Origin of the sequence: Paenibacillus sp. UASWS1643 (assembly GCF_008693195.1) — a bacterium.
Classification (GTDB): Bacteria; Bacillota; Bacilli; order Paenibacillales; family Paenibacillaceae; genus Paenibacillus; species Paenibacillus amylolyticus_B.
The window spans coordinates 167773-181570 of record NZ_VXKZ01000115.1; the positions used below are offsets into that span (position 1 = coordinate 167773).

Annotated in this window: 13 protein-coding genes; 8 read left to right on the top strand and 5 right to left on the bottom strand. The window is 45.8% G+C overall.

Annotated elements, in window-relative coordinates:
• Window positions 1-105 precede the first annotated feature (105 nt).
• From FE296_RS25430 to FE296_RS25450, 5 genes are all read left to right on the top strand, one after another.
• Window positions 106-1791: a hypothetical protein gene (locus tag FE296_RS25430; protein WP_150366745.1), complete on the top strand. Its 1686-nt coding sequence runs from the start codon at window positions 106-108 to the stop codon at window positions 1789-1791.
• 159 nt (window positions 1792-1950) lie between these two features.
• Window positions 1951-2373 carry a cell wall hydrolase gene (locus FE296_RS25435; protein WP_150366746.1) on the top strand — a complete coding sequence of 141 codons (423 nt, stop codon included), beginning with the start codon at window positions 1951-1953 and terminating at the stop codon, window positions 2371-2373.
• A gap of 75 nt (window positions 2374-2448) precedes the next feature.
• The gene (gene gerQ, locus FE296_RS25440) at window positions 2449-2907 is read left to right on the top strand and encodes a spore coat protein GerQ (RefSeq protein WP_373419893.1); all 459 of its coding nucleotides are present in this window, start codon (window positions 2449-2451) and stop codon (window positions 2905-2907) included.
• A gap of 225 nt (window positions 2908-3132) precedes the next feature.
• Complete coding sequence (locus tag FE296_RS25445; RefSeq protein ID WP_150366747.1) at window positions 3133-4716, top strand: sigma-70 family RNA polymerase sigma factor; 1584 nt, start codon at window positions 3133-3135, stop codon at window positions 4714-4716.
• Between the two features lie 372 nt (window positions 4717-5088).
• Window positions 5089-6405, top strand: coding sequence for a hemolysin family protein (locus tag FE296_RS25450; RefSeq protein ID WP_150366748.1), 1317 nt, complete (start codon window positions 5089-5091; stop codon window positions 6403-6405).
• A 69-nt stretch (window positions 6406-6474) separates the two neighbouring features.
• Here the strand turns inward: FE296_RS25450 and FE296_RS25455 are convergent, their stop codons facing one another.
• Window positions 6475-7119, bottom strand: a complete 645-nt coding sequence (locus tag FE296_RS25455; RefSeq protein ID WP_150366749.1) for a hypothetical protein — start codon at window positions 7117-7119, stop codon at window positions 6475-6477.
• A 238-nt stretch (window positions 7120-7357) separates the two neighbouring features.
• Here FE296_RS25455 and FE296_RS25460 point away from each other — a divergent pair, with 238 nt between their 5' ends.
• Window positions 7358-7870 carry a hypothetical protein gene (locus FE296_RS25460; protein ID WP_150366750.1) on the top strand — a complete coding sequence of 171 codons (513 nt, stop codon included), beginning with the start codon at window positions 7358-7360 and terminating at the stop codon, window positions 7868-7870.
• A gap of 2 nt (window positions 7871-7872) precedes the next feature.
• Here FE296_RS25460 and FE296_RS25465 read toward each other — a convergent pair whose 3' ends face one another.
• From FE296_RS25465 to FE296_RS25480, 4 genes are all read right to left on the bottom strand, one after another.
• Window positions 7873-8826, bottom strand: coding sequence for a hypothetical protein (locus tag FE296_RS25465; protein WP_150366751.1), 954 nt, complete (start codon window positions 8824-8826; stop codon window positions 7873-7875).
• Window positions 8804-9394, bottom strand: coding sequence for an RNA polymerase sigma factor (locus FE296_RS25470; protein WP_074095416.1), 591 nt, complete (start codon window positions 9392-9394; stop codon window positions 8804-8806). The genes FE296_RS25465 and FE296_RS25470 overlap by 23 nt, the downstream gene beginning before the upstream one ends.
• A gap of 246 nt (window positions 9395-9640) precedes the next feature.
• Entirely contained in the window at window positions 9641-10873 is a 1233-nt protein-coding gene (locus FE296_RS25475) for an aminopeptidase (protein WP_124115193.1), read from the bottom strand.
• Window positions 10874-10963: 90 nt separating this feature from the next.
• The gene (locus FE296_RS25480) at window positions 10964-12196 is read right to left on the bottom strand and encodes an aminopeptidase (RefSeq protein WP_124115192.1); all 1233 of its coding nucleotides are present in this window, start codon (window positions 12194-12196) and stop codon (window positions 10964-10966) included.
• A gap of 234 nt (window positions 12197-12430) precedes the next feature.
• Between FE296_RS25480 and FE296_RS25485 the strand changes: the two genes are divergently transcribed.
• Window positions 12431-12703, top strand: coding sequence for a hypothetical protein (locus FE296_RS25485; protein ID WP_047843332.1), 273 nt, complete (start codon window positions 12431-12433; stop codon window positions 12701-12703).
• Window positions 12704-12883: 180 nt separating this feature from the next.
• Window positions 12884-13693: an MBL fold metallo-hydrolase gene (locus FE296_RS25490; protein ID WP_150366752.1), complete on the top strand. Its 810-nt coding sequence runs from the start codon at window positions 12884-12886 to the stop codon at window positions 13691-13693.
• The last annotated feature ends 105 nt before the right edge of the window (window positions 13694-13798 follow it).

The window sequence follows — 13798 nt, forward strand, 5'->3', positions numbered from 1 at the left end:
TATAATAAATGTGATTTTACAACAGTAGAAGAATGGAGGGAGTATATGTTCGGGAAACAATCCCGGAAGGTATTTTGGCTGTTACTGCTGATCGGAGGGATGATAATGATAGGGAATGAGTCACCTGCTGAAGCTGACGGCGCAGATATACGGGCGGCCTGGGTATGGCAGGCACAGTCTATTAGCAACGGAGATGAGCTGTTGGCCAATGCAGCTAAACATAAGATAAACAGGCTGTACGTGAATGTAGACATGTCACTGTCCAAGGAGGTATACCAGACGTTTATAGCCAAAGCAAGCCGTGCGGGTATTGCGGTTGAAGCACTGGGAGGCGATCCATCTTGGGCTCTCAGTGGCCGTGAAGGCCCCATACTAAGATTAGCGTCGTGGGTAAGTGATTACAATCAAGCTGCTGAGACCAACGAGCAATTTGATGCCATACATCTGGATATCAAGCCCTATGTGTTACCAGCCTGGAAAGAAGATGCCAAGCCAATGGTACAATCCTGGGTAGCCAATATGAATCTGTTATTTGAGCAAGTGGGACAGGATGGCGCAATTGCAGTGAATATTGACCTGCCATTTTGGCTGGATTCCTATACCGTCACAGGAAATAGAGTTTCTGAGGATGCAGATAACGAACCATTGTCACGTTGGTTCATTGAACGAGTGGAGCATGTCACTTTACTCGCTTACCGTGATAACGCGCAAGGGAACAATGGTATTATACGCTTAATTGAACAGGAAATGAACTGGGCCGATACTAGCAATGTGAGCGTTACGGTTGGGTTGAACACCAAGCCAATGCCTGGCGAGGAGTTTACGACGTTTGCCGGCAAAGGTTCAGCACAACTGGAAAGCGTTATTGAAGAAGTTGCCTCCGCATTCAGCAAGCATAGTTCCTACGCAGGTTCTGCTGTACATGACATCGTATACTGGGGACAACTGGAGCCGTCAGAACTGCCATTACCGGAGTTTCCATCCAATCAGCCTGAGATTCGGGGAACGTATATCTGGGAGGCCTCTCAGGTGACGAATGACGGGGGAGATCACATACTAGCGTTTGCTAGAGAGCAGAATATTAACTGGTTGTATGTGCGGTTAGATCTGGATCAACCCTATTCCAGTTACCGCAGTTTTGTGAAACGGGCAAAAGCACAGGGCATCGAGATCCATGCGATGGGTGGACACCCCATCTGGGGCAAGAAGGAGAACCGTCCACGCATTAAGCGCTTGATTGATTATGTGAAAAACTATAATGCGGAATCCGAGCCGGATGAACGATTTGAAGGCATCCATCTGGATATTGAGCCTTACACCTTGCCGGAGTGGGAGAATAGTCGGGACACCCTTCTGACCGAATGGGCTGCCAACATTACATTTTTCCAGGAAGAAACGAAGAAGGACAGTGATCTCGAAACAAGTGCAGACCTTGCTGTATGGCTGGATACCTTCCCGTTGCCGGGAAAAGACATGTCTGTGACAGAGTTCATGATTGATACACTTGATCATGTGTCGATGATGGCATTCCGTAATCAGGCCGAAGGGTCCAATGGCATTGCTGCTGTTGTGAGTCAGGAGATGGAGATTGCAGATCGTCTGGGAAAAAGGTTGATGATTTCGGTAGAAATGAAGCAGAACCACGAAGGTCCTCATATTTCTTTTTATGAGAAAGGGGCAGCGGAGATGGAACTTCAGCTTGCCAAGCTTCCGGATCTGCTGGCCGAACATCAGGCATACCAGGGCAATATTGTACATGCCTATGATTATTGGATTGAAGCCAAGCCTTGAACAGGTGAGTATTATAAGAAATAACTTGCTTCGGAACTTCACCTTGGGTGAGGTTCCGGGCTTTTTTTATGGAAAAAAGATGGAATCGTGTCACCGAATGGGCTCCTGCACAATACGATGTACGGTGATGAACAGCTGAAACAAAGGAGGAAACAGACTATGGCTGTTATTAAAGCCAACTCAGAAGACGTCAAGCTGCTCGCTAGACTGCTGAGGGCGGAGGCTGAAGGTGACGGCGAACAAGGCATGCTGCTTGTAGGTAATGTAGGTGTGAACCGGGTGTTGGTGGATTGTCTGGACTTTAGAGATATTCGTGACATCAACCGCATGGTATTTCAGAACCCCGGGGGCTTCGAGTCAACACAGAAGGGTTACTTCTACCAACGGGCGAGACAATCCGAGATTCGTCTGGCACAACGTGTGATTAATGGAGAGCGTATCTGGCCAGCGAGCAATGCACTATGGTTTTTCCGACCTGTGGGTGAATGTCCGGATACGTGGTATGACCAGCAAAATACAGGACGTTTCAAAGCACATTGTTTCTTCAGTCCGACAGGCGACGATTGTCCGGAAGTCTATTAAATTTGGGGAGGAATCACTATGATTAATCAACCGTATCAACCTATGACTCAAACATTGGGTCAGCAAGCGAATTCTGTGTTGGGTCAACAAGCCAATTCTCAGGTTCAAGGTACGTCATACAAAATCGGTAACGGAATGCCTTCCATGTCGCCAACACCAGGGATGGTATCCCCTAGCTCGACTAGTGTACCGCCACTCGTATCCAGCGGAAGTCCAATGACACCTACGGGTGCTGTAGTTACGACAACGGCTCCACAGTTTGAGCAATCGTACATTGAGAATATTCTACGTTTGAACCTTGGTAAATTCGGTACATTCTACATGACATACGAAGGTAACAAAGAATGGAATGCTCGCATATTCCAAGGTATTATTGAAGCAGCGGGCCGTGACCATATTATTATCAGCGATCCGAAGACTGGAAGACGGATCATGCTGTTGATGGTCAACTTTGACTATGCTACATTTGATGAGCCGTTGTTGTATCAATATCCAGGAGTGGTAGGCAATTACCCGCAAGCTCCAAGCAGATAATCATTGGCCCGCATCATTTTGAATGATAATTGACATGTTTAACACATAATGATTTACTTCGCTGTCCTGAATGTGGAGGTAATCCGCAGACAGGACAGCTTTTTACATAAACATATATACGAAGGTTACTATAGGGTTAGAGTCATACGTAACCTTTTGGCGATAACATGGCACTTATATATGAATGGAACAAGCAGCATGTCTATATGAAAGGAGTCCATAGCATTGAAGTCATGGATTGAAGCAGCAATGAAAGGCGAACCTCAAGCATACGAACAACTGGTATCCCAATATCGCGGGATGGCTCTTGCTGTTGCCTACAATCGTTTAGGAGATACATTTTGGGCTGAAGATGTCGTACAGGAGGCGTTTACTGAAGCCTTTGGCAATCTGTCCAAGCTGGAGGCCCCGGAGGCTTTTCCTGGATGGTTCAAGGTGATCGTGGAGAGGCAGTGTTATCACTGGCTAAGGCGCAAGCAGCATACCACGATTCCCGTTCAGGAGCTGGAGCATGTATTCCAGGAAGAGGATCAGGCGCATAATCCAGAAGAACAAGCGATGCAAAACGAAATGCATCGTACGCTGCGTGATTCTATTGCAATGCTGCCATCATCGATGCGAATTGCTGTTGAACTGTTTTATTTGGAAGGATACTCGCTCAAGGAAATATCGGATTTCCTCGGGGTCAAGGTACCTGCATTAAAGAAAAGACTGTTCGATGCCCGATCCAAACTCAAGCGCTCTATGCCTGTAAGGGATCTGGTCACTGTATTCAGTGAATTGTATGAATGGGGAAAAGGGTTGTTACACATTATGAATGGGGATCACGCTGCCAATCGTTTAAGAGAGAGTGGGATTCAGGGAGACATCCTGGTATGGAGAGAGTTGTATACGTTCGGCCCGGTAGCCAAAGAGATGGGAGATACGAAGGATCGGCAGAATCGGGCATCCGTGTTAGAGCAGCAGTTGGGCATTCCACAGGCGGAATACTTGAAGATTGAGGAGCTTGAACGCAAGTTGCATTCGTTTCAACAATACAAGGAAATTGTCTTATGGTTCGAATACGATCTCTATGATCAGACGATGTTATCTTACCTATTGCATTATTTCAAAGGACAAGCGCTTCAGAATACAAAACTGAATCTGCTCTGCATTGACTCGTATCCAGAGATCGAGCACTTTAGGGGACTGGGTCAACTCACCTCGACACAGATCGGAAGCTTGTCCGGAAGCTGGCATGTGATTGGCACAGACGAGCTACAAGCAGGTGCACAGTTCTGGGAGGCCTATACGTCTAATGATTTCCGGCAACATCTGGATTACTTGCAGGCAGACACTTCTGCGCTACCCTTTTCGAAAGCTGCCTTTAAGGCACATTTGTCCCGTCTGCCATCTGTATCGAACGGTCTGGGGCTCATTGAGCAGACAACACTAGAGACCATTAGAGCAGGTGTGGAGCGTCCGTATCCATTATTTCGCGAGGTAGGGGACAAGCTGCATATTCTCGGGATGGGTGATCTTGAATACTGGGCACATCTAAAGCGGATGACAGAAGGACCTCATGCCCTTCTTCAGATGAGCGGTGCAACCACTTTCCCTAATTTCAAGCAGCATGATGAAGAATTCCGTGACGGAGTCCTGTCACTAACGGAACTCGGAATTAAGGTGTTGAATGGAGAAGTCGATTGGGCACTGCTGAAGCAGGATGAATTCTGGATCGGTGGATTGCATAACCCAAGTGGGAAACAATCCAAGTGGCGCTGGAACCCCGCTTCGGAAACCGTAGTGGAGATTGAGTCGACATCGTAATTAGCGGATAGAATTTAAGAAATTAAAAGTATTGCAAAAAGAGAGTATCCAGTCATGCGGAAGCATGAGCGAGGATGCTCTCTTTGGTTTCCTTAAACCAATGTTTCTGAAATGTAAATAAAACAGCGTAATCGAGACTTTTGTTAAAGAAAAAAGGCGTTTGTGCCATTTCGTTGTCATAGGACACGGATTGACTGTGTAGTGTAGAATTATATAATAAAAGAAGCATATCTTTGTTATTCGACAGAACAAGGTGGAGGTGGAAGCATTGGGAAGTTGAAATTGCATATGAACGGCAGAATGGCTAATATCCTACATTTTCGAAGGAGGTGGACCTATTTGCCGAAGAATGACGGCGAATAGGATGAAAATTTGAGTGACCCCTTACCGAGTATTTTAAATTTAGTATTAATTGGTTTACTTGTATTAATGAATGGTTTCTTTGTGTCGGCGGAATTCGCGATGGTGAAGGTTCATGGAAGTCGGATTGAGGCTTTGGTTGAAACAGGCAACAAAAATGCCATCTATGCTTCCAATATCGTACGTAATCTGGATGCATATCTGTCAGCTTGCCAACTAGGTATAACTTTGGCTTCACTGGGACTCGGGTGGCTGGGAGAACCGGCAATTGCACATCTGTTAGAGCCCGTGTTTACCGCATTTGGACTGGGACCAGTCTACGTTCATGGAATCTCTATTGCCATTGCATTTGTGATTATTACGATCTTGCACATTGTACTGGGAGAACTTGCTCCCAAAACGATGGCGATTCGAAAGTCTGAGACGATCACTTTGTGGTCTGCGGCTTTGCTAACGTTCTTCTACAAGTTAATGTATCCATTCATATGGGCACTGAACGGTATGGCTAACGGCTTGTTGAGACTTTTCCGAATGGCACCAGCTTCGGAGATTGACTCGGCACATAGCGAAGATGAAATACGTATTCTGATGAAAGAAAGCAATAAGAGCGGTTTAATTGATAACACTGAATTAGCACTTGTTGATAATATATTTGATTTTACGGATACAACCGCCCGTGAAATTATGATTCCGCGGACGGAGATGATCTGTCTGAATGCCAATGAGTCCATGCTGGAAAATCTGGAGATTGCCAGTGAAAGTATGCGAACAAGGTATCCGGTATATAACGGAGACAAGGATCATATTATCGGCTTTATTCACATTAAGGATCTGATGCGATCCCAACTCACGGATACTATTTCCGTAATCCGGCCCATCCTGGCTGTGCCAGATACCACGCTGATCAGTGATCTGCTCAAGCGTATGCAGCGTAGCAAGACACAGATTGCTATACTGATTGATGAATACGGAGGAACCTCCGGGCTTGTCACACTTGAAGATATCATGGAAGAGATCGTAGGCGAGATTCAGGATGAATTCGACCAGGAGCGTCCTGCCATTGAGCAAGTGGATGAGATGGAATATTCCATTGATGGATTGATGCTGATTGAAGAAGTCAGCGAACGATTTGGACTGGAGATGGATCGTGCCGATTACGATACCATCGGGGGTTGGTTATACTCCAGAGTAGATGCCATTCCACCTGAGGTCGGTCAATCGGTTGAGTATGGAGGTTATGTATTTGTCATTCAAGAGACAGAGCATAAGCGGATTTCCCGAGTGAATGTGATTAAGCTGGAACTGTTGGTTGAAGAAGAAGGCGCGTAGCCAGATCGAAATTGTAACATATGAAGCTGTATGGTGACGTAATGGTCATCGTACAGCTTCTTTGCATGCTTATGATTCTTTGGGTGCATGAACGACAACATCAGCGTAACGGTTCTCTGTGACCAAGCTATTTTTGATATAAATTCGCTTATAAGTAACATAAACATTCTCTCCAGGAGCGAGATCATGCTGGATATTCAGCTTTTTTCGAGTGGATTTGGTTGTCGTCGGTGTCTTTATCGTGATGATATCGTACATGTCAACGAAAGTAACCTCGTAGGAATTGTAGTCCCCCACCTTAGTGGTGGATAACACCGGATTTTGTTTATACTGGGTTAAGTGATCATTCACCATGCCGAGTGTTGCAGGTAACACGTAAAACAGAAGAGCCAGAGGCAGAAGGCAGAAAGCAATCCCGAAAACTCGTAAAAATTTGACATGGGAAAGGGTTCGGCCGCTCTGCCTGAGGAAAAGAAAAGCAAGGAAGGGGGACAGTACAAGTCCCCAGATCATAAAGGGCAATACATAGCGGTCAATCCCCATGCTTATCCAGCTTTCCCGAGCTGTAGCCAATAAATATATTAGGGTCCCCGCAGTAAGCGTAATCACCAAGATAACAAGCCAACGTTTGAACGAGCCGGAAACTTCGATGTGAAGTTCATTCGGATTGGAACTTTGACGATGCCTTCTGGATTTGGATTGAAGTTTACTCAAGGGATACACCTCATTTGCATTTGCAACTCATGTTGGTTAATTTGGTTTTGTGCATACATTACTGAATACATACGGGATGGAATAATTTAGGTTTCACTATGTTGGAAATGTATAAAAAATACAAAAGACGCTGCCGACAGAAACATCGGAGCGTCTAATTTTTTTTGAAACCTGTCACCCGATTCGTCCGTTTATACCCTTACACAAAATCAAGTATGGAAGCGGAGGATGGATCAATATGCGGAAAATGAAAACGAAGAGTGCAGCATCTATGCTAAAAATAACCCTTGTTGCCTTGTTAATGGTGCCAACAATCCTGGCTATACCTACGTCCGAACCAGCCGTTGCAAGCCCGTTGATCAACGTGTCCTCTGGTGCCCTTACACCCCCACCGCCGCCGGAACCATCTATCCATTCGTTTGCTAACAATCGAGAACTTGGACATATCTATCAAGCGGTCGGTGCAGTCATTCCTGGGGGTGGACTATCGGCTATCGTCAATACCAAGACCACGACATATACAGCAATGAAGACACTTTCCGTAGATTATCGACTTGAGCGCTGGACAGGAACAGCATGGGTAACTTTCAAAGCCAGTTCCAACAATGCAACGAATACAAACTTACTCAAGGCCTCATCGGATTGGACCGTTATGCCAGGATATTATTATCGCGTTACCAGTATTCATACAGCGTATGATGGAAGTACCACGGAAACAAGCAAACATGTCTCTGGCACCGTGTTATTTTGATCTTATCGACGGGTGCTGCCGGGAAACTTCTGCTCTTGAAAATCGTTGGCAATAGCAGTCATTTCTTCTTCCGAAAGGGTGCCAAACAGACTCATATTGTTGGAACCCATCATCCACTGAAAGGAGTTATAGGGTGGGCCGATATACATCAGTGCTTCCGAGCCATCCGCCAGCTTTACGGTGCTCATATCACGAAGCATGGCCCCTTCAATTTTCTCCCCAGGCATGACATAGACATAATCAAACTGGATAATCTCATCCTCTATGCTCTTGCCTTCACTGGTATATTGAACTCTCATTTGTGTGGACTCATAAAAATCGTCTGGATTCACAGGGTTTTCCGTATCGAGCACGAGTTCGAATTTGACCTTGTTGAATCGCTCGGGAATGGCCTTGGATAACAGAAAGTCACCCATGAACCCTTCGCGTGCGATCTCTTCCGTAACAAGTACTGGACGAAGCAGGTGGCTCGATAACTCATACGAAGGTGTATTAAGAGCTTCTTCTTCTTGTGCTTTAAGAATGTCGTCCAAGCTGGTTTCCGGTGGTGGAGGCGTTTTGGCTGTTGACGGATCAGCCCCCAGATGGGTCGTGCGATCCTCGATGATAATGGATTTCATGCCATTACCCCAATCCTTGATGGATTGCACAAAAGGGGATACCGCTTGCGTACCGGACGGCAGGCTGAAAATAACGGCTCCGATGGTCACGGAAGCAGCTACGACAACTGAAAGTCGCAAGGTACGTATTCTTTTTTTACGTAAACCGATTCTGTTAATTTCCCTGTGTACCTTCTGCCAGGATTGTTGCATGGATTCGGTATGGGAGGCGGAAGGGGCAGAGACGGCCTGATGGAAAGCTTCATCAAAAGCCAGGTCAAACGCAGCGTCGAAATATTCGTCTTCCAGCTCTGAATCGAATCGCTCCACGTTTTTATCGGACTTGCCTTTGCTCAATGCTTCCACCCCATTCCTTATGTAATTTCTTCTTGATACTGCCACGGGCTCTGAACAAACGTTGCTTCACAATGTCTTCGGAGGTATCCAGCAGTTCGGCCATCTCTCGGTAGGAGAGGCCTTTTTTCCACCGTAACTCAACAAGAACACGATATTCCGGTTTGAGCTGTCCGAGATAATATTCAATGGACTCTTCCATCATCTGCGTTTCTACCATGCTTTCCACGGAAGCTGCCGTCTGATTCATCGTCTCCATATCTATAAAAACACTATCCGTATCCAATTGGTTACGGTTATTTTTATTTTTTCTCAGATAATTAATAGCAGTGTTACGTGTGACAACCTTGAGCCAGGCTTTCAGTTTGACCTCGTCTTCGAAGATGGGTTTGTTTTTAATGATTTTGATAAAAGCTTCCTGAATAATATCTTCTGCTGCAGCACGCTCCTTGATGATATAAACAATAAGACCATGTACCATATTATAATATTCATAATACACTTCTTCTTGAAGTGCAGAGCCTAAATTATGGAAATCTGAGGCTAGTAATAACTGGAGCCGATTGGCCATGATGTTCTCCTTTCTGGTGAACAATCCACAAACATTGGTATCATTACATTTTACAACATAATATGGAAACGATACAATGGGAGGTTGGTCTGGGAAAAACCAGATGAGGGAAGTGTGTATAACATGCGGGAAAGTTTGCTGAAAATTAATAAAAGGCCGTCTCGCCAACCATGAATACATGGTTGCAAGACAGCCTTTTCGACTATTCAGTGAAATACAGTACAGGAGATAACTCTCCGTAATCAGTTAGAATGCCCAGTCTCCCTTAAGGAAGATGGCTTCACGTTCGCCGTTTGCCGTGATACCGTAAATGTCCGTCTCGGGAGAGCCCATCATGAAGTCCACATGGGTGATGCTGGTGTTCATGCCACGGGCTGCAAGCTCTTCAGGAGACATCGTTTTGCCCCCTTCGATATTAAATGCATAGGAACTGCCAATCGCAAGATGGCACGATGCATTCTCATCATACAATGTAGTGTAATACAGGATACCACTCTCAGAGATCGGTGAATGGAAGGGAACCAAAGCGACTTCGCCGAGATAATGTGATCCTTCATCCATGGAAATGAGTCTTTCCAGTGTATCCTGACCTTCTTCGGCATGAAAATCAATGATACGTCCGTTCTCAAATGTGAGTGAAAAACGATCAATGATACTGCCGCCATAGCTGAGTGGTTTGGTGCTGGACACTTTGCCATTAACGCCATGTTTGGCTGGAGCAGTGAATACTTCCTCTGTTGGAATATTGGCGACAAAAGGGGTGCCTTGCTCATTCACGCTACCTGCCTGCGCCCAGATATGACCTTCTGGAAGCTCGACAGTAAGATCCGTCCCCGGTGAGAGGAAATGCAATGCTTGATACTTCTTGTTGTTCAGGGCAACGGCTTTGGTCTCCAGTCGTTCGATATGCTGTTCCCAAGCCGCTACAGGGTCCTCCAGATCGGCTCTCACTGCAGCAAAAATGGCTTCCCACAGCTGGCTAACCTGCTCGGCCGCCGGGAGATCCGGGAATACTTTGGCTGCCCAATCGGGGGAAGGACAAGCCACACCCGTCCAGCTCATTTTATCCGCCTGTTGATACTGACGGTACTTGGCCATCGCCTGACCAAATGTACGCTGATGGCTGGAAATCCGCTCCGGGTCAATACCTTTCATCAGGTCTGGACTGGATGACAATACGGTTAGAAAGGCTGCATTATTGGCCGCCAGTTCTTCAAGCTCCGCTGCATGCCATTTCGGCGGCTCTTGGAAGGATTCCTCAGGGGCCATCTCAAACCGCAATCGATTGACGGTTTCATCTCCGTATTTTACAATCACCTGCTTGGCGCCAGCTTCATATCCCTTGCGTACCAGCAAACGTACGAATTCAGCGGTATCAATCATCGCACTAATAACAAATACTTGCCCTGGTTGTACATTAGCACCTACTTTTACAGCAAGTTCAGCGTAGCGATCCAGTTTTTGTTCAAAACTTAACATATGAGTTCCCTCCAATTGTTGAATTTTTGACCTGTTAACGCAGGAAAAGAGAGGAGTAATCTCCTCTCTCCTAAATCACATCAAACGGGATTAAAATGCCCAGTTTCCTTGCAGGAAGATCGGCTCTTCCGCACCTTCGGAGGTCACACCGTGGATGTTCATTTCTCCGGATCCAATCATGAAGTCTACATGAGTGAGACTGGAGTTCATGCCACGTTCGATCAACTCTTCTTTGGACATCGTTTTACCACCTTCCAGACAGAAGGCATAGGCATTACCAATCGCCAAATGGTTGGAGGCATTTTCATCAAACAAAGTATTGTAGAACAAAATATTCGTATCGGAAATTGGTGACTGATGTGGAACGAGGGCTACTTCACCCAGATAGTGTGCACCTTCATCCATCTCGATCAGGTTTTTGAGTGCATCCAGTCCTTGTTCAGCGGTGTAATCTACGATTCGACCGTTCTCAAATGTAAGGGAGAATCCGTCAATCAGGTTGCCGCCGTAGCTCAGTGGTTTCGTGCTGCGCACTGTACCGTTAACACCCGTTTTCAGCGGAGCTGTGAATACTTCTTCGGTAGGCATATTGGCAATAAAGACATGTCCTTGCTCATTCACACTTCCACCGGATACCCAGATATGGCCTTCTGGAAGTTCAATGGTCAAGTCTGTGCCTGGAGCTGTATAGTGAAGCTTCTTGTATTTTTTGTTGTTCAACAGATCAGCGCGGGAATCGAGGTTTTGCAAATGGGTTTTCCATTCGGCAACAGCATCCTGCTCACCAATCCGTACTGTTTTGAAAATGACGTCCCACAGGCGATCCACTTGCTGTGCTTCTGGAAGATCCGGGAACACTTTAGCTGCCCATTCCGGAGAAGGAACGGCCACGATAGACCAGCTGAATTTGTCAGCCATCTGATAAGAACGATATTTTTCGAGCGCTTTGCCGCGCACTTTTTGGCTGGTAACAATCCGTTCCTGAGCTACACCGTTCAGCAGATCCGGATTTTCAGCGATGACGTGCAGAATGGCGGCACCTTCTTCAACGAGTTCAGTCATTTCAGCTGCAAACCATTTCGGTTCAATGGAGAAGGCTTCATCAGGTGCAAGATCGTAATGAAGACGTGTAACGGTTTCATCGCTCCAGTTTACTTTGACCAATTTCGCACCTTTACCGTAAGCTGCTTTGACAATGAGTCGTACAAAATGTGCTGCCGAGATTGGAGCGTTAACCACGAGTGTCTGTCCAGGATGGACATTGACACCGACTTGTACAGCCAGTTCAGCATATTGCTGCAGATTCGTTTCAAAAGTATTCATGCTATTTTTTCCTCCAATGTGATAATAATATCGTAGCTTGTTGGCTAATATAGATGTTGTTCAAACACGTATTATAATCCTCATTACAACTATGTAAGGACTCAGAATGGTTCCTTCATTGAATAAGGTATACGTTGCTACGTTATATATTGTACAATTAACCAATAATAATTACCAAACTAGGTTTACCAGAAATGTTGGAGACCGACTGTAGATGAAAGATTAAAGGAGAGAATGATTGTGAATATTGAAATTATAAGTGCTGAAATGCGCCGTGAAGGTGAAAAAGGATACGTGGGAAATACCGTTTACCGCACAGAAGGCGAAAAGTCAGTATATGAGATTACCTTCATGAGCAAGAACGGAAAAGATTGGGACTATAGCTTGCATTTCACGGAGCAATCCGGTGATGAAGAAGAGTTACTGCGTATGGACGAGTTGCTTGAAAATGATGACGATCTGTACAATCAATTGCTCGATGCTGCTTTGGAGGCATTTCCGGCTTAACTAGCCGAGATGTTCTTGTTCTATTGTGTTGTGTCGATGACTATACTAGACGGTGTATGCCCGAAACAGGGTGTATACCGTCTATTTTATTGGAAATGTTGAATAGATGATCCAGAAAAGGGAAGTCTACGAGATGAATGGAACCAGAGAGACAATCCGCCTAATGGGAGGTAACCGTGAATGGCATCTGACAATCTGATTACAGAAGGGTTGACGGGACTTGAAGAAGTCGCGCCCGATATTCTCAGTCTACGTACACTATTCGTTAATGTCGTGTTCATCGGAGAGCCAGGAAGCAGGAACTGGGTCCTCGTGGACACCGGAATGGCGAGGTTCACAGATCATATTGTTCAGGTTGCAACAGAACGATTTCAAGGTCCGCCATCTGCGATCATATTGACGCATGGTCACTTCGACCATGTTGGAACCGTTATTGAGCTGGAACAATTCTGGGGTGTGCCAGTGTATGCTCATCCGCTTGAAATTCCGTATTTAACGGGGTTAAAAGATTACCCGCCAGCGGATCCTTCTGTAGGTGGAGGTTTAATGTCCAGGTTGTCATTCGCTTATCCTAATGAGGCAATCAATCTGGATGATCGGATATTCAGTTTACCCAAAGATCATTCCGTTCCAGGTCTATCAGGATGGGAGTGGGTTCACACGCCAGGTCATACGCCTGGACATGTGTCGCTGTTTCGGGAAGCAGACCGTTTGTTAATTGCGGGAGACGCGATCATCACAGTGAAGCAGGAGTCGCTGTGGAGTGTGTTGCTTCAGGACAAACAGTTGCATGGCCCGCCTTCCTATTTTACAACCGATTGGCAGGCTGCTCATCAATCTGTACAGCATATAAGGCATCTGGAGCCGAAACTTGCGATTACCGGGCATGGGCATGCCTTGAGCGGAGATATGCTGAGTGAATCCTTGAAGCGGCTTGATCTGGACTTTGAAGAGAGCGCTATGCCGGATCACGGCAAATATGTGGATTAATTGAACCATCATATGAAAGACAGCAGAGACAGCCGTAACGTATTGCAGCTGTCTTTTTCCTGTCTTTTTGTCTTTCTATTATGAATTTGTTCTCTATCATAGATT